Source organism: Pseudomonas sp. P5_109 (assembly GCF_034009455.1).
Taxonomy (GTDB): domain Bacteria; phylum Pseudomonadota; class Gammaproteobacteria; order Pseudomonadales; family Pseudomonadaceae; genus Aquipseudomonas.
In genome coordinates, this window is sequence record NZ_CP125380.1 from 4945297 (window position 1) to 4971738 (window position 26442).

At 63.0% G+C, this 26442-nt stretch carries 13 protein-coding genes; 4 read left to right on the plus strand and 9 right to left on the minus strand.

Going from position 1 to position 26442, the window contains the following annotated elements:
- Positions 1–127: 127 nt before the first annotated feature.
- The 3 genes from QMK54_RS21985 to QMK54_RS21995 all read left to right on the plus strand — a co-directional run bounded on the left by QMK54_RS21985 (position 128) and on the right by QMK54_RS21995 (position 6184).
- The gene (locus tag QMK54_RS21985) at positions 128–1777 is read left to right on the plus strand and encodes a cyclic peptide export ABC transporter (protein ID WP_320401343.1); all 1650 of its coding nucleotides are present in this window, start codon (positions 128–130) and stop codon (positions 1775–1777) included.
- Positions 1778–1902: 125 nt separating this feature from the next.
- A complete protein-coding gene (locus QMK54_RS21990; protein WP_320401344.1) occupies positions 1903–4320 on the plus strand; it encodes a TonB-dependent siderophore receptor in 2418 nt (805 codons plus the stop codon).
- A 250-nt stretch (positions 4321–4570) separates the two neighbouring features.
- Positions 4571–6184, plus strand: coding sequence for a sensor domain-containing diguanylate cyclase (locus QMK54_RS21995; RefSeq protein WP_320401345.1), 1614 nt, complete (start codon positions 4571–4573; stop codon positions 6182–6184).
- 29 nt (positions 6185–6213) lie between these two features.
- Here QMK54_RS21995 and QMK54_RS22000 read toward each other — a convergent pair whose 3' ends face one another.
- The 6 genes from QMK54_RS22000 to QMK54_RS22025 all read right to left on the minus strand — a co-directional run bounded on the left by QMK54_RS22000 (position 6214) and on the right by QMK54_RS22025 (position 9229).
- Positions 6214–6492, minus strand: a complete 279-nt coding sequence (locus QMK54_RS22000; RefSeq protein WP_320402940.1) for a hypothetical protein — start codon at positions 6490–6492, stop codon at positions 6214–6216.
- An 89-nt stretch (positions 6493–6581) separates the two neighbouring features.
- On the minus strand, positions 6582–7088 hold the full coding sequence (locus QMK54_RS22005) for a PaaI family thioesterase (RefSeq protein ID WP_320401346.1): 507 nt from the start codon (positions 7086–7088) through the stop codon (positions 6582–6584).
- Positions 7089–7154: 66 nt separating this feature from the next.
- On the minus strand, positions 7155–7691 hold the full coding sequence (locus tag QMK54_RS22010) for a glyoxalase superfamily protein (protein ID WP_110660903.1): 537 nt from the start codon (positions 7689–7691) through the stop codon (positions 7155–7157).
- Positions 7692–7898: 207 nt separating this feature from the next.
- Entirely contained in the window at positions 7899–8363 is a 465-nt protein-coding gene (locus QMK54_RS22015; RefSeq protein WP_320401347.1) for a hypothetical protein, read from the minus strand.
- 238 nt (positions 8364–8601) lie between these two features.
- The gene (locus QMK54_RS22020; RefSeq protein ID WP_160387738.1) at positions 8602–9051 is read right to left on the minus strand and encodes a GNAT family N-acetyltransferase; all 450 of its coding nucleotides are present in this window, start codon (positions 9049–9051) and stop codon (positions 8602–8604) included.
- On the minus strand, positions 9029–9229 hold the full coding sequence (locus tag QMK54_RS22025) for an antitoxin (protein ID WP_110663123.1): 201 nt from the start codon (positions 9227–9229) through the stop codon (positions 9029–9031). The genes QMK54_RS22020 and QMK54_RS22025 overlap by 23 nt, the downstream gene beginning before the upstream one ends.
- Positions 9230–9765: 536 nt before the next feature.
- On the opposite strand from QMK54_RS22025, the gene QMK54_RS22030 reads away from it, so the two are divergent.
- A complete protein-coding gene (locus QMK54_RS22030; RefSeq protein ID WP_320401348.1) occupies positions 9766–10113 on the plus strand; it encodes a DUF6124 family protein in 348 nt (115 codons plus the stop codon).
- A 192-nt stretch (positions 10114–10305) separates the two neighbouring features.
- On the opposite strand, the gene QMK54_RS22035 is transcribed toward QMK54_RS22030, so the two are convergent.
- From QMK54_RS22035 to QMK54_RS22045, 3 genes are all read right to left on the minus strand, one after another.
- Positions 10306–11271 carry an alpha/beta hydrolase gene (locus tag QMK54_RS22035; protein WP_320401349.1) on the minus strand — a complete coding sequence of 322 codons (966 nt, stop codon included), beginning with the start codon at positions 11269–11271 and terminating at the stop codon, positions 10306–10308.
- Between the two features lie 271 nt (positions 11272–11542).
- The gene (locus QMK54_RS22040) at positions 11543–23347 is read right to left on the minus strand and encodes a non-ribosomal peptide synthetase (RefSeq protein WP_320401350.1); all 11805 of its coding nucleotides are present in this window, start codon (positions 23345–23347) and stop codon (positions 11543–11545) included.
- Positions 23344–26442: an amino acid adenylation domain-containing protein gene (locus QMK54_RS22045; RefSeq protein ID WP_320401351.1), complete on the minus strand. Its 3099-nt coding sequence runs from the start codon at positions 26440–26442 to the stop codon at positions 23344–23346. Before QMK54_RS22045 ends, QMK54_RS22040 begins: the two co-directional genes overlap by 4 nt.

Consider the following 26442-nt stretch of genomic DNA (forward strand, 5'->3'; position numbering starts at 1 on the left):
TTCGCGAGCAAGCCCGCTCCCACAGGTTACATATCTCCCCCACCACCAGTCGCCCACCCTTTAAATTAAGCCCTCCACCAGACGTTCTACTGGGTATCTGCCTCACGACCCAAGGAACCCTCTGCTCATGACCCAGCCAACGCGCGGTGCAATTCATGAATTGTTCAGCCTCCTGAAACCGTTCCGGCTCGTCGTCAGTCTGTCGATCCTCCTGGGCATGGTCGGTGGCCTGAGTGTGACGGTGCTGCTGGCCACCATCAACAACGCGCTGCATTCGCCGGACGGCCTGACCCAGGGCGTGGTCGCGCTGTTCGCCGGCCTGTGCGTGCTGGCCCTGGGCAGTTCGATCTGCTCGGACATCGGCACCAACTACGTCGGCCAGCACATCATTGCCAGGCTGCGCAAAACGCTGGGGGAGAAAGTCCTTTCAGCGCCCATCGAGCAGATCGAGCGCTACCGCAGCCACCGGTTGATCCCGGTGCTGACCCACGACGTCGACACCATCAGCGACTTCGCCTTCGCCTTCGCGCCGCTCGCCATTTCCCTGACCGTGACCCTCGGCTGCATGGGTTACCTGGCGATGCTGTCGTGGCCGATGTTCCTGATGATGGTGCTGGCGATTGCCATCGGCACCGGCATCCAGTTCTACGCGCAGGGCAAGGGCATCCAGGGTTTCATGGCCGCCCGCGACGCCGAAGACGATTTGCAAAAGCACTACAACGCCATTGCCGACGGCGCCAAGGAGTTGCGCATCCACCGCCCGCGCCGCCAGCGCATGTTCGTCAAGGGCATCCAGGGCACCGCCGATTTCATCTGTGACACCCAGGTGCGTTCGATCAACACCTTCGTGATCGCCAAGACCCTCGGCTCGATGCTGTTCTTCGTGGTCATCGGCCTGGCGCTGGCCCTGCAATCGTTCTGGCCCAGCGCCGACAAGGCGGTGATGAGCGGCTTCGTGCTGGTGTTGCTGTACATGAAAGGCCCGATCGAACACCTGGTCAGCACCTTGCCGATCGTCAGCCGGGCGCGCATTGCCTTCCGTCGCATCGCCGAACTGTCGAGCCAGTTCTCCTCGCCCGAGCCGCACCTGTTGCTCAACGAACAGGGGACCCAACCGACCGTGGTCAACAGCCTGCAACTGGACAACGTCAGCTACGCCTTCCCGGCCGCACCGGGTAGCGAGGCGTTTCGCCTGGGGCCGGTGAACCTGACCATCGAGCAAGGCGACATCATTTTCATCGTCGGCGAAAACGGCTGCGGCAAGACCACCCTGATCAAGTTGCTGCTGGGCCTCTACGCGCCGCAACAGGGCGAAATCCTGCTCAACGGCCTAGGCATCGATGCGCAGAATCGCGACGACTACCGCCAGTTGTTCACCACGATCTTTGCCGACTACTACCTGTTCGATGACGTGGTGCAGGGCGACCAGCACATTCCCGAAGACGCCAACAAATATCTGCAACGCCTGGAGATTGCCCACAAGGTCAGCGTCCGGGACGGCTGCTTCACCACCACCGACCTGTCCACCGGCCAGCGCAAGCGCCTGGCGCTGGTCAATGCCTGGCTGGAAGAACGCCCGGTGCTGGTGTTCGACGAGTGGGCCGCCGATCAGGACCCGACCTTCCGCCGCATCTTCTACACCGAGCTGCTGCCGGACCTCAAACGCCTGGGCAAAACCATCATCGTGATCTCCCACGACGACCGCTATTTCGACATGGCCGATCAACTGGTGCGCATGGAATCGGGCCGGGTCGTCACCGAGCGCGCCACCGCCTGACAGCGATCACGGCACGCAGGTTGTTGTTTTTTGAAGTTTGTTTTCCGGTTTAGCCAAAGTGGTCCGTCTAATAATAATTATCATTAACTAAAAACTGCACACACCATTCTGGAGCGATTCGAGCAATGCAAAGCCTTACTCTGTCCCGCGCACCGTTGGCATTAGCCATCGAACGGCAAAAGAAATTCCGCACGGTCGTGCCGGGTGCGCTGCTGACCCTGTTGCTGTTGGGGACCTCCCAGGTCGAGGCAGCCCCGGTGAACGTCAATGTGCCGGCCCAATCGCTGGCCAGTGCATTGCGCCAACTGGGCCAGCAGACCAACCTGCAGATTCTCTATAGCCAGGACATGGTCAATGGCATCAAGTCCACGGCGGTGTCCGGCAGCATGGAACCGGAACAGGCACTGAAAACCTTGCTGCTGGGGAGCGGCATCAATTTTCAGTTGAATGGCAACACCGTGTCGCTGGTGCCAGCGGTCGGTGACTCCAGTGCATTGCAGTTGGGCGCAACGTCCATCACTGGCGTGGCGCTGGGGCCGACCACCGAAGGTTCGCACTCCTACACCAGCGATGAAGTGACCATCGGCAAAGGCAACATCAAGCTCAAGGACATCCCACAGTCGGTGTCCGTCGTCACGCGCCAGCGCATGGACGACCAGAACATGAACAGCCTGCAGGACGCCATGCGTCAGGTCACCGGCGTGACCATCAAGACCTACAACTCCGGCTCCAGCCTCAACGACGTCTACATGCGCGGCTTCCTCGTCGACCAGGTGCAGGTCGACGGCGTTTCGCAGCCGACCGGCCAGGGCGACATGGCCACCAGTTTCGACCTGGCGATGTACGACCGCATCGAAGTGCTGCGCGGCCCGTCGGGCCTGTACCAGGGCGCGGGTGAACCCGGTGGTACGATCAACGTGGTGCGCAAGCGCGCCTTGGGTAAATTCGCCTTAGGTGGCGAACTGGCCGCAGGCTCCTACGATCACTACCGTTCCTCGGTGGACGTTACCGGCCCGCTGAACGACCAGGGCACCGTGCGCGGTCGCTTCATCACCGCCTACGAGAACAACAAGTCCTTCGTCGACTACGCGCAAAACGAACGCCCGATGATCTACGGTCGCCTGGAATTCGACCTCGACCCGTCCACCACATTGTCGGTCGGCGGCGCTTACCAGAAAAACAACTCCACCCCGGCGTTCGGCTTGCCGGCCTATGCCGACGGCAGTTTGCTGGACGTTCCGCGCTCGACCTTCGTCGACGCCAAGTGGAACACCCTGAACGAGAAGGTCTGGGAATCCTTTGCCGAAGTTGACCACGCGCTGGACAACGGTGGCCAGTTCAAGACCACCCTGACCTACCGCGACGCCGAAACCCCGCAGCGTAACTTCACCTGGGCCGACGGCGCTGTCGACCCGGCCACCGGTGACAGCTGGGCCGTGGCCTACGACTACTACACCCACATCAAGTCCATTGGCGTCGACAGCTTCGTCACCACGCCTTTCGACTTTGCCGATCGTCAGCACGAGTTCACCGTGGGCGCCGAGTACCAGCACCTGGACAAGGACTTCACCTACGGCGGTGGCGAGTACTTTCCGATCAACGTGTTTGATCCGGGCAGCATCGACATTCCCCGCAACGACTATGCGCACGTCAACGGCAACTGGTCCAAGTCCGACCAGTACGGTGTCTACACCCGCGCCAAGTTCAACGTCACCGACTGGCTCGACGTCATCGGCGGCAGCCGTGTGACCTGGTACGAAAGCGATGCGAAGAACGCCAACGCCTTCTTCAACAACTTCGGCGAAGCCCACACCAGCATCAACCACAAGGTCGTGCCATACGGCGCTATTATCGGCAAGATCACCCCGCAACTGTCGACCTACTTCAGCTACACCGGCGTGTTCAAACCGCAGAGCGAAATCGGCACAGACGGCGAGCCGGTCGGCCCGCGCAAAGGCAAGCAGTACGAGATCGGCCTCAAGCGCGAGTTCTACGACGGTCGCCTGAACGCCAGCATCGCCGCCTTCCGCATCTACGATGAAAACCGCGCCGAATACGACAACAACTCCGGCGCCTACATGACCGAAGGGCGGGCACGCAGCGAGGGTTGGGAAACCGAGCTGAGCGGGAACCTGACCGAAAACTGGAGCATCGTCACCGGTTACGCCTACACCTCCACCAAGTTCCTCGACGGTGACGACGCCAACAAAGGCAAGACCTTCAGCACCATCACGCCCAAACACAACTTCAACCTGTGGACCAAGTACGAGTTCACCGACGGTCCGCTCAAGGACTTCAGCGTCGGCGGCGGCGTGCGTGCGGTCAGCGACACCTACTACCAGCGTGACGTGAAGTTCCAGCAAGGCGGTTATGCCATTACCACGGCGCAGGTCGGCTACAAGTTCAACGAAAACCTGTCGTCGACACTGACCGCCAACAACCTGTTCGACCGCAAGTACTACGATCGTGTCGATGCCTCCTGGGGCACCAACTTCTACGGCGACCCACGCACCGTGACCCTGAGCCTGCGCGCGCAGTACTGATTACCGGCAGCACCCCGCCGGGCCGTTTGATTTTGTAGGAGCGAGCTTGCTCGCGATGGTCGTTAACGAAGACGCGTGTTGACTGGATAAACGCAACGCCTTTGAGACCATCGTGAGCAAGCTCGCTCCTACAGTGTGGATCACTTTCCGGTTCTGTTTTCTGCGGTGTGTATGTGACAACTGGGCGCTCTCTGCCTATCCTGCAAGGCAGTCATTGCCCCCTCACGACACTCCCATTCATGGATCGAAAATGGCGACGCCAGCTGATGCCCCCAACCGCGCCATCAACGAGCAAGGTAACCGCGCGAAGCTGTCCAGGCCCTTGCCCATCGACCTGCGAGGACTGATTCTTTTCTTCGTCCTGCTGTCGGTCCTGGCGACGCTGTGCAACAGCCTCTACGTCGCTTACCGGGTGCAGCGTCAGTCCCTGATCCATACGACGCTTGAGGCCAACGCAGCCTACGCAGCCAAGGTCGCCTCCAGCATCGGTGAGTTTCTGAACTCGGCGCACAGTCGCTTGAACTACAGCGCCAATACGCTTGGCCAGCACTGGAGCGACCCCGAAGTGCTGCGCAAGGAAGCCATTCGCCTGCAAGCCCAGGACTCCGATTTCAACTCCATCGCAATCATGGATGCAACCGGCAAGGTGCTGCAGGCCTATCCCGACACCGCGCAGATTGTCGGCGCCACGTTGACTTCGCAGGGCGTCCAGCAGCTACTCAAGGAGCGCCGCCCATCGGTCAGCGCGGCCTATATCTCCATGGCAGGCAACCTGGTGGTGTTCATTTCACAGCCGGTTTTCAACGCTTCGGGGGAATTCCTCGGCGTCGTCGGCGGCTCCGTCTACCTGCTCAAGCAAAGTGCCTTTCATACGGTCATCAGCCGGCATTTTCATCACGAAGGGACCTTTGCTTTCGTCGCCGACGGCAATCGCCGGCTGCTGTATCACCCGGACCAGAAGCGCATCGGTGAAGTCCTCGGCTGGAGCCTGACGGTCGATGCGGCCTTGCGCGGCGAACGTGGCTCCCTGGAAGGCCCGAACTACAAAGGTGTTCCCATGCTCGCCGGTTTTGCCCAGGTGCCGGACGCCAACTGGGCGGTCGTCGTGCAACAACCCAGGGACCGCAGCCTCGCCCCGCTGGGCCAACTCATGCGCGACATGGTGCTGGGCATGATTCCCGCCGGGCTGTTGGGTCTCGGGCTGATTCTGGCGGGTACGGCATTGATCGCTCGCCCGCTGCGCCAGTTATCGCTCGCCGCCGACCAGTTGGCCGCGCCGCAAACGACCAGGCAACTGCAACAGATCCATGCCTGGTACCGCGATGCGTCGGCGATTCGCCAGGCAATGCTGACCGGCGTGCAGCTACTCCAGCAAAAGCTCGGCCAGCTCAGCCATGAAGCGCAAAGCGATCCCCTGACCGGCCTGGCAAATCGAAGGGCCATGGGCAGCGTTCTCGAACTGCTGGAAAAAACCGGGCAAGCGTATTCGGTGCTGGCGCTGGATATCGATCACTTCAAAAAGGTCAACGACACCTTCGGCCATGACGCCGGTGACGTAGCACTGAAAACGGTCGCCGACATCCTCAAGCAAAACTCGCGGACCGGCGACCTCGCCTGCCGCTCCGGTGGTGAAGAGTTCGCGCTGATCCTGCCGGACACGTCGCTGGATACCGCCAGGACCATTGCCGAACGGATACGCGAACACATCGAGCAGACCGACGTACCGCAGGTTGGCTGGCTGACCATGTCCATCGGCGCGGCTTGCCGGGACGCAGACACCCCGACGCCCGAAAGCGTGCTCAAACGCGCCGATGAGCGTCTCTACCTTGCCAAGCAGAGCGGGCGTAACCGCGTGATGGCCTAGGCGCTGCGCGAAACCGGCGACTCAGGCCTCTACGGTTTGGGCTGTTTTTCATCGTCCATCGAGCCGCTTGAGGTCGCTGCGTCCTTTTCCATCTCATGGGATTCGGCGCCGGAGTTTGAACCCGAGGCCTCCTCGCCCTTTTTATCGGCCTTCTCGTTTTTGGGTTCATCGCCCCGAGGCTGGTTGATACCGGGAATGGCAGCCGGTGGTGCGGCTGAGCCCGCCATCGCGTTCTCGATGACCAGTGCAAAAGACGAAGCCGTCGACAGCAGGCCCGCCGCCATGAGCGCGAGCATTTTTCTGTTGATCATTGAGGTCTTCCCGGTGAGGTATAAAACCTTGGAAGACCCGGCTTCGGCAAAGGTGCAGACGCTCTGACGAACGGCAAAGGTCGGGTTTAGAGATCTGCCTTGTTGTCGTGCGCGTCGGCCCGCAGTTGCTCGGTGTCGACGCGAACGAAAACCGAGTCGCCGACAGCGGTCAGGACATCCCCGGCGAAGACCTCGCAGATGACCCGGCTCTTGCGCCCGACCTCACCTTCGACCTTCGCCCGCAATGTCAGCAGAACGCCCATTGGCGTAGGCTTGATGAACTTGATGCCGAGGTTGCCGGTGACGCAGGTGATGTGCGGCGAGCTGCCCACTTCGCGTTGTTCCGCGCGGTAGTGATAAGCCATCGCCGCCCAGTTGGAATGACAATCGACCAGCATCGCAATCAAACCGCCGTAGACCAGGTCCGGCCAGCCGCAATACTTGTCATCGGGCATATGCTGCGCCATGACATGCACCCCGTCCTCATGCCAGAAGCTCTTGATGTGCAGCCCGTGCGGATTCTGGCTGCCGCAGCCATAACAAACGCCTTCAGGCGCGGCGATGTCTTGAAGCGAGGTGTCCTGCGTGGTCATTGCCTTTCCATCCTTAATGCCGGGTGATTGAAAGCGGACCGGGTCGCCCCGGTCCGCTGCGCCTGATCAATATTGGCAAAAGCGAATCCGATTACCGAACGGATCGTAGACTTGCAGCTCCTTGCCCCAGCCCTGCTGAACAATATCCGGGCGTCCGTAGCCGTAGCGCTTGCCCTGCAACTCGTCCCTGAGCAGTTCGATGTTGTGCGTCGGCACGAACACCGTCGAACCCGGGCTGGCATCGCCGTGATGTTCGGAAAGGTGCAGTTGCAGCCCATCGCGACTGATGCCCAGGTACAGCGGCAGATCAGCCTCGAAGCGGTGCTCGAACTCGACGCTGAAACCGAGGAAATCCAGATAGAACTCCCGCGCCTTGGCTTCGTCGAAACTGCGCAAGATGGGGATCGGTCTATCGAAGGTAATGCTCGGTGCTGACGGGGTATTGGCCTGGGCCAGCAACGCCGATGCGGTGTTCCAGTCCTTGTAGCCCAGTTGCTGCGCGACCAGTTCCAGCGCGGTGGCATGAGTCACCGCCTGATTGCGCTCCTCCAGCGAGGCGCGCAACTGCTTGGCCATTTGCTTGGCTTGCTCGATTGAAAACATGGCTACTCCTGTGGCCGAGATGCTCTGGTGCTCGCATTGCCAAACCTCGACCGTCAAGAGAGGCGATTGGGTTCGTATGAAGCGGAGATGCTTTCACCTTTCCCAACGGGAGCGAGCGGCCGGCAGCATCGGGCCGGGGTCGATGATACATAGCCGACAGGGGATGCGGAAGATGTTCACGGCAGTACCCTGTCCGAGCCCTGAGGACTATTCCCTCAGACGTGAAAGTTGCTGAACCAAAAATGCCCCGACGGTCACTGCGCTGGCTGCCCATGCGCAAGCCACCTGCCAATGCCTGAGCGGACCGAACGTATCGCCCATCAGGAAACCGCTCGAAAGCACAAACAGAAACAACGCAACTGCCGCCAACGCGACGCGTGGAATCGCCATCAACCATCGCCACCAGGCACCGGGTTCAAAGCGCCGCGTGCCCCAACGAGTCAACGCTGTCAGCCCCGCCAGCAGCGGTGCGGCAATTACCAGCAGGATAGGAATGATAACGAGCGCCAGCGTGGGCTCCACTTCGCCGCCGTCCTCGCCGGGCGTGTAGAAGCTTTCCATCCAGATATCCTTGCACAGGGCGAAAGTAAGATAAATGACGGCGACAGGGGCGATGGGGAATATCAGGCAACTGATGAGGTTTTTTAGGGCTTTCACTGGTTTGGAGGTCACTTGATCTTGTAGGAGCTGGCTTGCCAGCGATGGTCGTTAACGATAACGCGTGTGAACTGGATAAACGCGGTGCACTTGAGTCCATCGCCGGCAAGCCGGCTCCTACAGGCATTGCGTTATCGGTGTTTCCCGGAATTGCGTGAAAACCTTTTTTGATACCGCCAATTAACGGGCAGTTTTTTCGTACTTCGCAGTGCTTTGCCTCTGGCAAGGCACTTGATCGGTGACGTCGTATTGGCTATGTGATCTCAACCAATGACTTCATATGCGTCGCATGTTCAGCGTGTATCGGCTGGAACCCGCAGCGAAGGTAAAAGGCAGCGCCCTCGGGCGTGTCCGTGGACAGTCGCACAACGCGAAAATGCCCAGACGCCAGTTCCAGTAGCTGCTGCACCAGCGCTTTGCCCACATTCCGGCCCCTTGATGCAGGGGCGACGTACACCCGCCGTAATCTTCCTACGCCCGGTTCGGAAAATGGATCGGATGAAAGACCTCCAACGGCTATCAGCCGTCCGTTGCGAAACACCCCCAAAAGGCACTCACCTTGCTGATCGAATCGATTGGCGCCGCTTTCCCATTCCGCAATCAATCGGGTGAGGAACCTGAAGCCTTCTGCAACCGCCTGCTCTTCCAGCTCGCGAATTTGCGGTGCGAGCCCGGAGATTTTACATATCACCCATTCGTCCATTGATATTGCTCTTTGACTCGATGAGGGCTCGCATATCTTCCATCATCCGATTATGCGGGACATTCGGGCGCGGGTCGTCAATCGAAGCTTGCACCTTGGCGCGGAACCAACGGTCATGGCTGGCGACTTGCTCTTCGGTCTCCAGCCCGGAAACGATGGGGGAAAGTTCGGCGTTCATTTTGGCCTCCAGAGCCGCTGTCGTCATTGGCAATGATGAATGTCATTGGATTAACCGACCATTGCGTCGCGTCAGATCGTAAGGGCTGTACGTCCGAGGGCCAACCGCAAACTTTCGTAGGACTCTTCCTGCCGACTCCGAGGAGTTCAACGCTCTTTGACAAGGTAAAACAGCAGGTTAAAGACCACTCGATAGTGCTTGTTTAAGCGGCCTACAGGTTACTTCATGAAAGCCACAACGCCTTGCGTCGTTGCCTACAGGTACGCCAGAATCCGCCGGCTTGTGCGCCTTGGGGGGTGTCGGTAACTTGAGTCCGTCACTGATTGTCAGTGATCGGGTTTAGTAGCCCGATGAGGTTGAACGGTTGCACAAGTTTCATCCAGTCGGACATTCGTCTGCACTTGATGGTGGCTGTGTGCATGGCGCCCTCGGGCGCGCCGGTTCGCTTCCTCACCGGTCTACTAACTTGCGCACAGCCGCCACCCTTTCGTTTAGTAGCGAGATGGTTGTGGGCTCACTACTAGAGGAAGATTTTTATGTTCAAGGTCACTCCAAATCCGCCGGACTCCGACCCGGCCTCGCCGTACGAAAGCCCCGACTCAACACAACTCCACGAAACCGCCGAACGAGCCCTCGATCCCGGCCCCAAGATCATGGCCACCCCGCGCACACCGAGCTCCATGTTCATCGTCAATCCCGAACTCAGTACCGAAACCCTGCTGGTGCACGCCTGCGAATCGCTGGCGTCGGCCAATGTCATGGCCAACGATCTGGTGGATCATCTGCAGGGGACGAGTCGCAATGCGCTGTTGGGGATTGCGCAGGTGATCATGCTGGGGGAACTGGCGGTGAATCGGGCGCTGGATCGGCTTGATCCGCCTTAGTAGCCATCACACTGATGGTGAAGGCAGTCACCTGTGGCGAGGGGGCTTGCCCCCGTTGGGTCGCGAAGCGGCCCCAAAACCAGCCATCGCGGTTCTTCAGGCATACCGCGCTGTTCGGGTTTACGGCTGCTGCGCAGCCGAACGGGGGCAAGCCCCCTCGCCACAAAAGCCCGACCAAGGAGAATTCAGCGGTCAGGCCAGCCCCTCGTCGATCTGCGCCGCCAGTTGCACCAGCATCCCCGGCACTTCCTGGACCATCTCGCCCATGCGCGCAAAGTCGTGGGTCATGCCGGCCTTGACCTCCAGCACCAGGGGTTGCCCCGCGGCACGCAGTTTCTCGGCCCAGGCCAGACCTTCATCGAGCAACGGATCGTACTCGGCCAGCCACAGCACCGTCGGCGTCAGCCGTTGCAGGCCCTCGGCGTACAGGGGTGAAAAACGCCAGTCGGCACGATCCGCTTCACTGCGTTGGTATTGCTGGTAGAACCACTCCAGCGTGGTGGCTTCGAGCAGATAGCCTTCGGCGAACCGCGCAAGAGACGGACGTTTTTTTACCGCGTCGATCACCGGGTACAGCAACACTTGCAGGCGCGGCACAAGCGGCCAGCCCAATGGGTCCTGGGCGATGGCGATACACAGTGAAGCCACCAGGCTGCCGCCGACGCTGTCCCCCGCCAGCGCTACACGATTGGCATCCAGCCCCAGCGCCTTGGCTCCGGTGATGGCCAGCCAACGGGTGATGTCTTCGGCATCGTTGTAGGCGGTGGGGAAACGGTGTTCCGGTGCCAGGCGATAGTCCGCCGACAACACGGCAAACTCCCCCGCCAATGCCAGGCGCCGGCACAGGGTGTCGTGGGAATCGAGGCTGCCGACTACGTAGCCGCCGCCATGGAAGTACAACAACAGCGGGCGCGGTTCGCTGCCCGGTTGCGGTTTGGCGTACAGCCGCGCATTGAGCAAATGCCCGTCCCGCGCAGGGATGCTGACCGCCGTCACCGTCAACGCGCCCGTCGGGGCCGCATCGAGCAATTGTGAGGTCTGTTCGAATTGCTGTCGCGCGTCCCGAGGGCTCAGCTCATGCATGGGTTGGCTTTTGCCGCTGAGGCGGCCGAACTCGGCCAGCTCTAGAAAACCTTCGATGTCCGGGTGCAGTGCCATGGGCGGGGGTCTCCAAAAATAAACAGGCTCGCCCAATAAACGAACCGGGAGGGCTGTTCATTAGGGCGTCATCCTGATCAATGAAGAATCTCCCTGACCGAACATGAAACCTGTGGCGAGGGGGCTTGCCCCCGTTGGGTCGCGAAGCGGCCCCAAAGCCGGCCATCGCGGTTATTCAGGCGTACCGCGATGTTCGGGTTTACGACTGCTTCGCAGCCGAACGGGGGCAAGCCCCCTCGCCACAGAGAAGCCAGTTCACCAATTTATCGGCTTAGAACTCTGCCACCACCTCCCGCGCAAGCGCCGTCACCACGGCGTCCAGACACTCATCCATTTGCAGGATGTCGAAGTGCCCGGCCGTCACCGTTTGCACCTTACGCAGCCGTGGTTGCTGGCGCTCCAAAGTCGCGCGTTCGGCCGTCGGGTTGCCATCGGCCCACCAGCAATGCAGCCCGGCTTGCGGGATCGGCAGGGTTTCGACCTGCCGCGACAGCGCCTTCAAGCGTGTGCTGACCATGAACGTCTGGGCCAGCTCATCGGCACCGAGCAGCGCATAACCGCTGGCCTGATCGCTTTGGCTGTCGATCACCGCGCGAATGATCCGCGCCACCGCATCAAAGTCCCCCGTCGACTCGCTGCTCAACGCCCGGGCAATCACCTCACCATCCATGCCCAACGCCGCACCGAGGAACTCGGCCAGATCCACACGCCACTCATCCGCGCTGGCGACAGCATTGGCCTGGGTCGGCACAAAGCTGTCCACCAGGCCTACGAACGCCACACGCTGGCCCTGCTGTTCGAACAAGTCACTGACCAGCATCGCCAACGCCCCGCCCAGCGACCAGCCCAGCACGTGGTACGGGCCCTGGGGTTGCCGGGCGCGGATCGCCTCGACGTAGTCGGCGGCCATCTGCGCGAGCGAGGTGTCGTGCCATTGGCGGTCGAGCAGCATCCGGCATTGCACGCCGTACACCGTGCGCTCGCCATCCAGGCGCCGGGCCAGCGGTTCGTAGTCGAACACCGTGCCGAAACCGGCGTGCAGGCAAAACAGCGCCGGCTGGTCGCCCACCGGTTGATTGAGCAACAACAGCGGTTGCGGACTCTGGCGCACGGGTTGCTCATCGACACCGGACAACCCGGCAATCGTTGGCTTGGCCATCATGTCGCGCAGTTTCAACTGGAAGCCCGGCTCGTTCAGGGCGCGGACTTTCGAGATCACCTTGAGGGTGCGCAACGAATCGCCACCCAACTCGAAGAAGTTGTCGGTGATGCCGACCTTCTCGATGCCCAGCACCTGCTGCCAGATGTCCGCCAACGCCCATTCCAGCGGCGTGCGCGGTGCCACGTAGTCGCGGCCGCTGAAGGCCGGGGCCGGCAAGGCCTTGCGGTCGAGCTTGCCGTTGGGGGTCAGCGGGAAGCGCGGCAACACCACGACCTGCGTCGGTACCATGTAATCGGGCAGGCTTTCGCGCAATGCCGCCTGGCAACGCGGACCGAGGCCATCGTCTTGCGTCGCCACCACATAGCCCACCAGTTGAGGCCCCTGGCCGTTGTCACGTACCACCACCAACGCATCGTTGACCCCGGCCTGCTCGCGCAGGCGGGCTTCGATTTCGCCCAGTTCGACGCGGAAACCGCGCACCTTGACCTGATGGTCGATGCGCCCGACGTAGTCGAACACGCCATCCTCGCGACGGCGCACCAGGTCACCGGTGCGATACAGGCGCCCGCCTTCGGCGCTGAACGGATCGGCAACGAAGCGCTCGGCGCTCTGCCACGGGTGACGATGGTAGCCGCGCGCGACACCGCGCCCGCCGATGTACAGCTCACCGACCATGCCCACCGGCAGCGGGTTGAGGTCCATGTCCAGCACGTGCAGGCTGCGAGTGCCGACGCGTTGGCCAATCGGCGCGTACATCGCCTGGCAGTGGCCGTCGACGGCGATTTTCCACAGCAGCGGCGTGACCACGGTTTCCGTCGGGCCGTAGCCGTTGACCAGGTATTGCGGCTTGAGCCTGTGCTTGACCCGCTCGAACGTGGCGTCCGGCACCGCATCGCCACCGAAGCAGTAGATGCGCACCGGCGGCGGATCACCGCCCTGCAACTCGGCGTGTTCGGCCAGTTGCAGCAGGTACGCCGGCGGGAAGCAGGCGACGCTGATGCGCTGGCGTTGCAGCACGGCCAGGGTCTGTTCGGCGGTCCACAAGGTGTTATCGCGGATCACCAGGGTCGAGCCGCTGATCAACGCGGTAATCCAGCGTTCATGGGCACCGTCGAAGGCGAACGACATGAAATGCAGTTCGCGATTGCCAGCGTCCATCTCGTACAACTCAGAGATGGCTTGCACGTGCATGCTCAGCGGCCCGTGGGCCACGGCGACGCTTTTCGGTTTGCCGGTGGAGCCCGAGGTGTAGATCAGGTAGGCCAGTTGCTCGGCGTGCACCGCGCACGATGGGGCCGCCACATCGACGTCGAGATTCAATCGGTCGACCGCGACCATGGCCGTGCCGGGGTTGAGCTGCGCCGAATCGCGCAGTCGTTCCTGGGTCAGCAGCAGGCGCATGTCGCTGTCGGCCATCATGTAGCGCAGGCGTTCCTGCGGGTATTGCGGGTCCAGCGGCACATAGGCAGCGCCGCATTTCATCACCGCCAGCAACGACACCACCAGTTCCAGCGAGCGCTCCATGAACACGCCGATTACGTCTTCGGCCTGCACGCCCTGTTCCAGCAGATGCACCGCCAGGGCATCGGAACGCCGGTCCAGTTCGGCGTAGCTCAAGTGCTCGGCGTCACGCTCGGCATAACTCAGGACCAGCGCCGTGTGCTCCGGTTGCAGTCGCGCACGCTGACGGATCAGTTCGTGCACCGGCGTCTCGTCACCTTCAGCCACCACCGGCAGTTCGCCGTCCAGCGCCCGGCCTTCGTCCAGGGTCAGCAGGCCCAGCTCACCGACGGCGCGCCCGGCGTCGTCGCACAGGCGCTGCATCAGGCTTTCCATATGGCTGCGCAGGATTTCCACGGTGGCCAGGTCGAACTGATCGCGCTGGTGCATGTACTCGATGCGCAGCCCTTCATCGAGGCTGACCATCAGGTCCATGGCGAAACTGGTCAGGCCGAAATCGGAAACGTCCTCGAAGCGCAGCGAGTCGCCGTTCCACTCGCGCAGGGTGCGGTCCACCGGCTGGTTTTCGAAGACGATGATGCTGTCGAACAACGACTGCCCGCCCTGCCCGGCCCAGCGCTGGATATCGCTCAGCGGGGTTTGCTGGAAGTCGCGGATGTCGAGGTTGTAGGCCTGGATGTCCCGCAGCCAGTCACCGACGCTGACCTCAGTCGGCACACTATTGACCACCGGCAAGGTGTTGATGAACAGGCCGAGCATGTTCTCCGAGCCGTTGAGGGTTTCCGGACGCCCGGACACCGTGGCGCCGAACGTCACCGTGCGCTGGCCGGTGTAGCGCTGCAACAGCAACAGCCACGCGGCTTGCACCAGGGTGTTGAGAGTCACTTGCTGTTGCTGGGCAAAGGCCTGCAAACGTGCGGTCTGCCCGGCACTCAGGTGTGTGTAGATCGCGTGATAACCCGCTTGCGGCGCCTTGACCGGCAAGGCGCGAGCCAGGTGCGTGGCGCCTTCGAGGTTGCTGAGTTTGCCTTTCCAGAACGCCTCGCTGGCCTCGGCGACTTGCTGGCCGAGCCAGTCGATGTAGTCGCGATAGGCGGCCACCGGCTCGTGCTCCGCGCCGCTGTAGTGACGCAACACTTCACCGATCAGGCGCGACACGCTCCAGCCGTCCATGAGGATGTGGTGGTAGGTCCAGATCAGGCGATAACGATCGTCTTCCAGACGCACCAGCAACAGGCGCAACAAGGGTGCGCGATTCAGCGAGAAACCGCGTTCGCGCTCCTCCAGGGCCAGTTGGCGGACGCGTGCAGGCTGATCATCCAGCCCGCGCCAGTCCAGTTCGGTCAATAGCGTAGGCGCATCGCGCAACATCACTTGCAGCGGCTCCTTGTCGCCTTCCCAGAGGAATGCCGTGCGCAGAATCGCGTGACGCCGGGCGGCATCGGCCCAGGCTTCACGGAAACGCGGGCCATCAACGCCGCGCACGCCCACTTCGATCTGATTGACGTACAGCCCCGAATCACCGTCCTGCACCGAATGGAACAACATGCCCTGCTGCATCGGCGACAGCGGATAGACGTCCTCGACTTCGTCCGCCGTCAACGCCAGCGCCTGATACTGCGCGTCACTCAGCTCGATTTTCACTGCCGGTGCAACCAACGCCGGCACGGGTTCATCCGCCACGACCGGTTGGGCCACCGTGGCCAGTTCGGCCAGGGTCGGATGGCTGAACACGTGCTTGGGCGAAATGCTCAAGCCGGCCTTGCGTGCGCGGCTGACGGCCTGGATCGAGACGATGGAATCGCCGCCCAGTTCGAAGAAGTTGTCGTGCATGCCCACTTGCGGCACTTCGAACAACGCCTGCCACACCGCTTGCAATGTCGCCTCCACCGTATTGCGCGGCGCCACGTACTCGCGCACTTGCTGTTCCGGCTGCGGCAGCGCACGGCGGTCGAGCTTGCCGTTGGGCGTCACCGGCAACTGATCGAGCAGCAGCACATGGCTTGGCTGCATGTGCTCGGGCAGCGCGTTGCGCAGGTGTTGTTTGAGTAGGTCGAGGGCGGCATCACCTACGACGTAAGCCACCAAGTGTTTGGATTTGCCGACGTCGAGGGCGATCACCACCGCTTCGCGCACTGCTGGGTGCTCCAGCAGGCAGGCTTCGATTTCCCCGAGCTCGATGCGCAAGCCGCGGATCTTCACTTGATGGTCGATGCGCCCGACGTATTCGATCACGCCGTCTTCGCGGTAGCGCGCCAGGTCGCCGGTGCGGTACAGGCGCTCGCCCCGCTCACCGAACGGGCTGGCGACAAAACGCTCGGCCGTCAGCTCCGGACGATGGTGATAGCCGCGAGCCAGACCGATGCCGCCCAGGTACAACTCGCCCACGCAACCCTGCACTTGCGGTTGCAGGCTGTCGTCGAGGATGTAGGTCACCAGGTTGGCAATCGGATAACCGATCGGCACGCTGATGCCACCGTCGTCGATGCAGGTCCAGTGGGTCACGTCGATGGCTGCTTCGGTCGGGCCGTACAGGTTGTACAGGCCAACGTTCGGCAGCACGCGGAACAGGCTGTGCTGCAAATCCGCCGACAAGGCTTCGCCACTGCACATGATCTGCCGCAGGCTGGCGCAATGCTCGAAGCCTTCGCCCTGGACAAACGCCTGCAACATCGACGGCACGAAATGCAGGGTGCTGACCTGGTACTGCTCGATCAGGCTGACCAGTTGCGCCGGATCGCGATGGGCACCCGGTGCGGCTACCGCCAGGCGCGCGCCGGTCATCAATGGCCAGAAAAACTCCCAGACCGACACGTCGAAACTGAACGGGGTTTTCTGCAACACGGTGTCGCGCCCGTCCAGCGGATAGGCGCCCTGCATCCACGCCAGGCGGTTGTACAAGGCTTCATGGTGGTTGGCCGCGCCCTTGGGTTTGCCGGTGGAACCGGAGGTGTAGATCATGTAGGCCAGCGATTGCGGCCCGACCACGCAGGGCAGGTTTGCTTCGCTCAGGCCGTCCAGCAGTCCGCCCATGTCGTCGAGGCAGATCGCCGTGGTGGCGGGCGGAATCGGCAACTGCCCAAGCAGATGACGCTGGGTCAGCAGCAGGTGCACGCCGCTGTCGTCGAACATGTGTTCCAGACGTTCGCGCGGGTAGTCCGGGTCCAGCGGCACGTAGGCGCCGCCGGCCTTCATGATCGCCAGCAGGCCGATCACCAGTTCCAGCGAACGCTCGGCGGCAATGCCCACCAACACTTCGGCGCCGACGCCCTGGCTGCGCAGATGATGCGCCAGTTGGTTGGCCTGTTGGTTGAGCTGGCGATAGCTGAGGGTCTGGCCGGCAAACACCAGGGCCGGCGCCTCCGGGGTTTGCAGGACCTGGGCTTCGAAGCACTGGTAGACCGGGCGCACATCCGCCCAGGTCTGTGCGGTGCGGTTGAAGCCTTCGACCTGCCGAGCGGTTTGCGCGGCATCGAGCAGGCTCAACCGGCCCAATGGCTGTTGCGGCGCGCTGACCATGGCATCGAGCAGCGCCAGCAGACGTGCGCTCAATCCGGCGATGGCCTCGGCGCTGAACAGCGCCGTGTCGTAGTTGAAGCGCAGGTCCAGGCATTCGCCCAGTTCGGCGGCGATGGCCAAGGGGAAGCTGGTCTGGTCGTGATGACTGATACCAGAGAACTTCAGCGCGCTGGTGTTGCCCTCCTCCAGCGCTTGCGCCACCGGGTAGTTCTCGAACACCAGCAAGGTGTCGAACAGCGCCTCGCCGGCGTTCCCGGCCCAGCGCTGCACGTCCGCCAGCGGTGTGTATTCGACGTCGCGCAACTTGAGGTTGAGCGCCTGGACTTCATCGATCCATTGGCTGACCGTACGCTCAGGGTGCGGCGTGGCGATCACCGGCAAGGTGTTGATGAACAGACCGATCTGCTGCTCGATGCCTTGCAGTTCGCTTGGACGACCTGACACGGTGGCGCCGAACGCCACCGTTTGCTGGCCGGTGTAGCGTTGCAACAGCAACAGCCACGCCGCTTGCAGCAGGGTGTTGGGCGTGACGCGGGCCTGACGGGTGAACCCGCTCAGGCGCTCGGTGGCTGCGCGGTCGAGGCTCAGGTGCAAGGTGCGATGACCGCCGCCCTGCCCTGCGACCGGCGCCGGCAAGGCGCCGGCCAAGCGGGTCGGCTCGGCGAACGAGTGCAATTGCTCCAGCCAGAACGCCTCGCAGGCGGCACGATCGCGCGTGCCCAGCCAGCTCATGTAGTCGCGATAGCGGCCAACACCGGGCGCCGGCATGACGCCCGAGTAGCGTTGCAGCACTTCGCCGAACAACTGCGAGGTGCTCCAGCCGTCCAGCAGGATGTGGTGGTTGGTGAAGATCAGGTGATGAATATCGCTGGCAGTCCGTACCAGAGTCAGGCGCAGCAACGGCGCCGCCGTCAGGTCGAAACCGCGCAGGCGATCTTCATCCGCCAATTGATCCAGCGCCTGGGGCAGGCCCGACTGATCGCGCCAGTCGAGCACGGTCAGCGGCAGCGTGGCGTCGGCCACGATCACTTGCAGCGGACGCGAACCGTTGCTTTCGCTGAAGAACGCCGCGCGCAGCACTTCATGGCGCGCCAGCGTCTGCTGCCAGGCATTGCCGAACGCCTCGACGTCCAGCCCCTGCACGTCCACGCGCATCTGCGGCACGTAGGCACCGGCATCCGGGGCGAACAGGCTGTGGAACAACATGCCCTGTTGCATCGGAGACAGCGGCAGGATGTCCTGGATCTGGCTGGCCGCGAGCGGCAAGGCATCCAGTTGCGCCTGATCGACGCGCACCAGCGGCACGTCGCTCGGGGTCAGGCCGCCGGCACCGCCCAGGCAATGTTCGATCAGCCGTTGCAGTTCCAGGGCGTAGGCATCGGCCAGGCGCTGCACGGTTTGCGCTTTGAACACTTCGCCGCTGAAGGTCCAGCTCAGGCGCAATTGCCCGGCGTAGACCTGGCCGTTGATGCTCAAGCCACGGTCCAGTTCGGCAGACGCGCCCTGCTCGGCGCCACCGCCTTCCTTCGCCGGGCGCCATGGCGCTTGCTCGTCGAAGCTGGCATCGAACTGGCCCATGTAGTTGAAGGTGATTTGTGGCGATGGCAGATCCTCAAGGCCGACATTGGCCAGATAACGCAGGATGCCGAACCCGATGCCTTTGTCAGGCACCGCACGCAGCTGCTCCTTGACCGCCTTGACTCTGTCGGCCAGGTCGCCGACCGGGCTGAGCTTGACCGGGAAAATCGAGGTGAACCAGCCGAGGGTGCGGGTCAGGTCGATGTCATCGAACAGGTCTTCGCGGCCGTGGCCTTCCAGTTTGACCAGCGTTGAAGGCTGACCGGTCCATTGGCCCAGCACTCGCGCCAGCGCCGTCAGCAACAGGTCGTTGACCTGGGTGCGGTACGCCGCCGGGGCGTCTTGCAGCAGTTGGCGGGTGAAGGTGCTGTCGAGCACGGTTTCCACGCTCACGGCATGCTGGCTGGCCACGCTGCCTTGCGGGTTATCGGCAGGCAGCTGCACCGCCACGTCGTGGTATTGCGCTTGCCAGTAAGCGGCTTGCGTCGCCAGTTCCGGGCTTTGCGCATGTTTTTGCAAACGTGCGGCCCAGGCTTGATAGGCGCTGGTCTTGGCTGGCAAACGCAGCGGTTCGGCCTGACGTGCCTGAGCGTAAGCGGTTTGCAGGTCTTCGAGCAGCAGACGCCAGGACACGCCGTCCACCGCCAGGTGATGCACCACCAGCAGCAGGCGCTGGCCTGCCACGCCCATGTCCACCAGCATGGTTCGCAGCAACGGGCCGTCCTGCAAATTCAGGCTGGCCTGTGCGGCGTTGCACAGCGTCAGCAGTTCATCGGCGTCTGCCGCCTGACGCTGCCACAGTACTTCGGCGCTACTCCATTGCTCGGCTTGCGCTTGCCGCCACACGCCGTCGACCTGATGCCAGCGCAAACGCAGGGCATCGTGGTGTTCCAGCAAGGCCGCCAGCGCTTGCTGCAGGCAGCCGCTGTCGAGCGGCTCGCGCAGTTCCAGCAACAGCGACTGGTTCCAGTGATGACGAGCGTCGATCTGCTGTTCGAAGAACCAGTGCTGGATCGGTGTCAGCAGCACCTCGCCGCGTACCGGCCCCTGGTCGATGATCAGCCCGGCGCTGCGTACCGCGACCTTCGCCAGGCTCTGCACGGTCTGGTGCTGGAACAGGTCACGCGGGGTGATGCGGATTCCGGCCTGACGCGCACGGCTGACCACCTGGATCGAGATGATCGAGTCGCCGCCCAGCTCGAAGAAGTTGTCGTCGATGCCCACGCGCTCGAGCTTGAGCACGTCTTGCCAGATCGCCGCCAACTCGCTCTGCAAGTCATCCATCGGCGCCGTGTAAGCCTGCTGCGCCAGTGCCGCGTCGGGCTTGGGCAGCGCGTTGCGATCAAGCTTGCCGTTGCTGGTCAGCGGCCAGTGGTCGAGCTTGATCAAGTGCGCTGGCACCATGTAGTCCGGTAAACCGGCCTGCAAGTGTTCGCGCAGGGACTGGCGCACATCCTTGTCGTCGCCGCTAGCCGTGAACCATGCGACCAGTTGCTGGCTGCCGTTGACCGACGGGGCCAGCACCAGTGCCTGCTCGATGGCCGGATGGCTTTGCAGGCGATCCTGGATTTCTCCCAGCTCGATGCGGAAGCCACGGATCTTCACTTGATGGTCGATGCGCCCGGCGTACTCGATGCTGCCATCGGCGCAGTAACGCGCCAGGTCGCCGGTGCGATACAGGCGTGCACCCGGCTCGGTGGCGAACAGGTCCGGCACAAACCGCGTGACGGTCAAGTCGGGACGCTGGTGATAACCACGGGCCAGGCCGGCACCGCCGACGTACAGCTCACCGACGCAGCCCTTGGCCACCGGGTTCAGGCACGGGTCGAGCACGTACCAGCGCAGGTCGGCGATCGGTTCGCCCAGCGGCGAGCTGTTGGCGCCATCGAGATCGGCGCGGGACAGCGGACGGTAAGTCACATGCACCGTGGTTTCGGTGATGCCGTACATGTTGATCAACAGCGGTTGCTCGTCGTCGAAGGCGTCGTACCACGGCCGCAGGCTGGCCACGTCCAGCGCCTCGCCACCGAACACCACGTAACGCAGGGCCATGCCTGGCGCGTTGGCGCAGGCAAACGGCATCAATTGGCGGAAGGCCGAGGGGGTCTGGTTCAGCACGGTGACGCGCTCATCTTTCAGCAAGCGGGCGAAGTCTTCCGGGGAGCGGCTGACCGCGTGGGGCACCACCACCAGCTTGCCGCCGTAGAACAACGCGCCAAAGATTTCCCACACGGAAAAGTCGAAGGCATAGGAGTGGAACAGGCTCCAGACATCGTTCGCATTGAAGCCGAACCAGTGTTCGGTGGCGCTGAACAGCCGGGTCAGGTTGCTGTGGGGCAGCAGCGTGCCTTTGGGTTTGCCGGTGGAACCGGAGGTGTAGATGACGTAGGCCAGGTTCTCTTCAGCAGTCAGGTTCGGCAGGTTATCGGCGCAGGCCTCATCGAGCCAGTCGCTGGCGTGATCGAGGCAGATCACTTCAATGCCTTCGTGCAACGGCAGACGTGGCATCAGCGCCGAATCGGTCAGCAGCAGGCGCGTACCGCTGTCGGCGAGCATGTAGGCCAGGCGATCCTGCGGGTAATCCGGGTCCAGCGGCACGTAGGCGCCACCGGCCTTGAGGATCGCCAGCAGGCTGACGATCATTTCCAGTGAACGCTCCAGGGCGATGCCCACCAACACATCCGGGCCGACGCCGCGCTCGCGCAGGCGATGAGCGATGCGGTTGGCGCGACGGTTCAGCTCTGCGTAAGTGAGGGTGATGCCGTCGCAGGTCACGGCAATGTTGTGCGGGTGCGCGGCGGCCTGGGCTTCGATCAGTTGATGGGCGCACAAAGCGTTCGCCTGATCGACGTTCAATACGGCGCTGCGGTTCCAGTCGAGCAATGTGCTCTGCTGCTCGCAAGCGTCGAGCATGCACAGGTCCGCCAGGGCAACCGTGCTGTCGGCGCAGATCGCCTGCAACAGGTTCCTCCAGTGCCGGCCGAGGCGCTCGATGGTCGAGGCGTCGAACAGTTCGGTGGCATACACGAACGAGGCGTGGATGCCCTCGTCGCTTTCGACGGTGTCGAGCATCAGATCGAACTTGGTGGTCTTTTCGTCCCAGATCAGCGGTTCGACGCTCAGGCCCGGCAAATCCCAGCGTTGTGGATCGCCGCTGTCGCGCTGGTGGTTGAACATCACCTGGAACAGTGGCGTGTGGCTCAGGCTGCGTTCGACGCCCAGGCCATCGACCAGTTGCTCGAACGGCAGGTCCTGATGGGCCTGCGCGCCGAGTGCCGCGGCCTTGATCTCGGCCAGCAATTGCACAAACGGCTGGTCGGCCCGGGGCTGGCTGCGCAGCACCTGGGTGTTGACGAAAAAGCCCAACAGGTTTTCCACGTCCTGGCGGGTGCGGTTGGCAATCGGCACGCCGACGCGAATGTCCTGCTCGCCGCTGTAGCGGTGCAACAGCGTCTGCAAGGCGGCCATCAGCAGCATGAACAGGGTGCAGCCTTCGCGGCGGGCCAGCTCGCGCAGGCGAGTGGTCAACTCGGCGCAAATTTGCAGTTCGAGGCTGGCGCCCTGCTGGCTCGGGATCGCCGGGCGACGGCGGTCGCTCGGCAGGGTCAGCGGCGGGTGCTCGTTGCCCAACTGCCCGCGCCAGTAATCAAGCTGGCGCTCGGCCTCGCCGGCCTCCAGCCACAGGCGCTGCCAGCGGGCGAAATCGGCATATTGAATGCCCAACGGCGGCAGCTGCGTGGCCTGCCCGGCACTGAGCTGTGCATAAAGCTGCGTAAACTCTTGCAGCAGGATCGGCAACGAACCGCCATCGGTGACGATGTGATGAAAGGTCAGCACCAGCACATGTTGCCGGGCATCGAGGCGGATCAGGTGGCAACGCATCAACGGGCCGTGCTGCAGGTCGAACGGCTGCTCGGCGTTGAGGGCGATCTGGCGTTGCAGCTCGATGTCGTCGGCGGCAGTGGCCTCGACCAGCGGGGTGTCCATCTGCGGGTGAATCTTTTGCAGCACTTGCTGTTCGTCGAAGACGAACGTGGTGCGCAACACCTCATGCCGCTGCACCAGTGCGCTAAGGGTTTGCGCCAGTGCGTCGCGGTTCAGCTCGCCGTTCAGGCGAAAGGCACCGGTCAGGTTGTAGGCCGTGGCCTGGGGCTGCATCTGCCAGAGAAACCACAAGCGCTGTTGCGCGTAAGACGCTGGCAACGTATCGACGCTGCGGTCCCGTGGCGGGATCGGCAGCAGTTCCAGGGTCAGCCCCTGAGCGTGCATCTTTTCTTGCAACGCACGCCGGGCGTCCGCGCTCAAGCCGCAGAAACGCTGGGCCAGGGTCATCATTCTGTCCGGTGCAGCACTCATCGCGCGTGTTCCTCATCCACTTCGTCGAACAACGCTTCGAGGGCGTCTACATCGTTTTCCTGGTGCTCGCTTTGCTGGCGGAACTGCTCGATTTCCGCCGCCAGGCGTTCCAGGGTATCGCCGTCGAAAAACAGCTTGAGCGGGATCGCCAGGTTCAGTTCTTCCTGGATCCGCGCACGAATGCGCGTGGCCAGCAGCGAGTGTCCGCCGAGTTCGAAGAAGTTGTCGTGCGCGCCGACGCGCTCCACCTGCAGCGCTTCGGCCCAGATCGCCGCCAGGGTTTTTTCCAGGTCGTTGCGCGGGGCAACGAAGGCGCTGCGACGCACGTCGAGATCAAGCAGCGCCTGGCGATTGAGTTTGCCGTTGGGCATCAGCGGGAAACGCTCCAGCACCTGCAAGCGCGCCGGCTGCATGTGCCCGGGCAGCGTCTGCCCGAGATGGCTGCGCAACTCGTTGAGGCGGATGTCGGCGGTGTCGGCCGGGGACACCACGAAACCCAGCAGTTGCGGGCCGTTAGGGGTTTGGTGGGCAATCACGGCGGCGTCCTCGATGCCCGGCGCGCTGCGCATGGCCGCTTCGATCTCGCCCAACTCGATACGGAAACCACGGTTCTTCACCTGGTGATCGACCCGGCCCAGATACTCCAGCACGCCATCGGCGCGATAGCGCGCCAGGTCGCCGGTGCGGTACAGGCGCTGGCCCGTGCTGGCGCTGAATGGGTCCGCAACAAAGCGCTCGGCCGTCAGCGTGGCGCGCTGCAAATAGCCCCGGGCAATGCCGGCGCCGCCGACGTACAGCTCACCTTCGACGCCCACGGCCACCGGTTGCAGGTCCGGGCCGAGTACGTGGATGCGCATGCCGGCAATCGGCTGGCCGATCGGGATGCTGTCATCGTCCTGGTCAAGCGGCAGTTCCCAGGCCGAGCACCACACGGTGCCTTCGGTCGGGCCGTATTCGTTGACCAGCGTCACCCCCGGCAGCGCTTCGCGATGTCGCTGCACCAGCGCATGGCTGCAGGCTTCGCCGGCCACGATGACGCAGGCCAGGGCCTGTTGGTCGAGGTGTTCGAGAATCTGCGCGTGGTAGGACGGCAAGGTCAGGTAGTGGGAAATCTCTTCGCGCTGGATCAATTCGGCCAGTCGGGCCGGATCCTTGTAGCTGTCTTCGTCCGGCAGGCACAGGGTCGCGCCCTGCCCCAGCGCCCAGAAAACCCCGGCCACCGAACTGTCGAAAGAGAACGACGAGAGCATCAGGAATGCGCGCAGCGGCTGGCGATAGAAAGCATTGCGCGCCAGGGTCGAGGCCACGGCGTTGGCATGGCTGATCATCACGCCCTTGGGTTGGCCGGTGGAGCCGGAGGTGTAGATGACGTAGGCCAGGTTGGCGCTGTCGCCCTGAGATGCAGGTTCGGTTTGCGCGGCGGACCAGACTTCGGCCCCCGCCATCAAGGAAACCACACGTTCACTGTGCAACGCTTCGGGCAGCGGCTGGCAGGCCAGCACCTGACGCGCGCCGGTGTCGGCGAGCATGAACGCCAGACGCTCGATCGGGTAGTTCGGGTCCAGCGGCAAGTACGCCGCGCCGGCCTTGAGCGTGCCCAACAAGGCGATGACCATTTCCAGCGAGCGTTGGCCGTAGACCGCAACAATTGCATCCGGCGCCACGCCTTGGGCGCGCAAGGTATTGGCCACCTGGTTGGAGCGCGCATCCAGTTCGGCATAGCTCAGGCGCTGACCGTTGACGCTCAGGGCGATGTGTTGCGGATGCAGGCGCGCCTGTTCGCTGAACAACTCCTGCAGGAACCGGCACGGCAATGCCTGCTCGGTGGCGTTCGGGTTGAATTCTTCGATCAGGCGGGTTCGTTGTGCGGCACTGACCAGATCAGCCTGAGCCAGGGTCAGTTCGGGCGACGCCAGTAGCTGGCGGCTGAATTCGGCGAACTGCTCCAGCCACTCGGCCAGCATCGATTCGGGCAGTGCACCGTCAAGGCACGACAACTGCAATTGATCACCCTGCACACGCAGGCGCAGGACTTCGGGGTTGGCGTCGTCCACCTCGATACCGGCCTCGATACCGGCCTGATAGACGAAGCCGTAGCGCAATGGCGCGGTGCCTTCGGCGCTCAACTCGAACTCGTTGAGGCAGTCGAGCCAGGACAGCGACTGTTCGACGCTGACTGCAAAACTTGCCAAAGCTTGCGCCAGTGTCTGCTGGCTACGGTGCTCGAACGCCACCGGCAAGCGCCGGGCGAAACGGCCGAGGGTGGCGGCGGTTTGCTCGTTGCGCCCGTCCACCTGCCACCCCATCAGCAGCTTTTCCTGCTGGCCAATGCGCGCGACGAACGCGGTCCACAGCAATAACGCCAATTGCCCTGTCTCAACGCCAGTTTCACCAGCGGCCCGTTGCACTTCGGTGAACCAGGTGGTGTCGGTGAGCGTAGTCAGACGGCGAGCCAGGGACACGTCGGCAGCTTTTTCGAACGGCAAGCGATGAGCCACGGCGAACTGCTGTTGCTGGTTGCGCCAGAACGCCGCGCCCTGGTGGCCGATGTCTTCTTCGCGCAGTTCTTCCTGCCACGCGGTGTAGTCCAGGTATTGCAGCGCGTCCTCGTGTTCGACCAGGGTTTCGCCGCGCAGCAGGCTGGCGAGTTCACTCGACAGCAGCCGCAACGAGGCTTCATCGAAGCTGCTGGCCGGGGTCAGCAGTGTGATGAAATGCTGCCCTGCTTCGCCTTCGACCTGCGCCACCACCAGCGCCTTGCTCGAATCTTCAACCATGACTTCGCGACTGCGGCTCAAGGCCTCGGCCACCGAAGGCTGGTTGCCCAACAGCGTGACCGGCAGCGCATCGCACAGGCTCTGCACCGGCCATTTCATGCCCGGCAAGCGACGGTACAGCGTGCGCAGGATTTCATGGCGCCGGCCGAGCGTTTCCACGGCTCGGTGCAACGCCTGAGCTTGCACCGGCCTGGCGAGCGGCAATGTCAGCGCGGCGAACAGTGGCCGGGCGCCCAGCTCCTGGACCCGCAAATAAAAGGCCTGCTGGGCCGAAGTCTGGAATACGTCTACCGAAGGTTCGAGGGCGGTGGTGTTCAT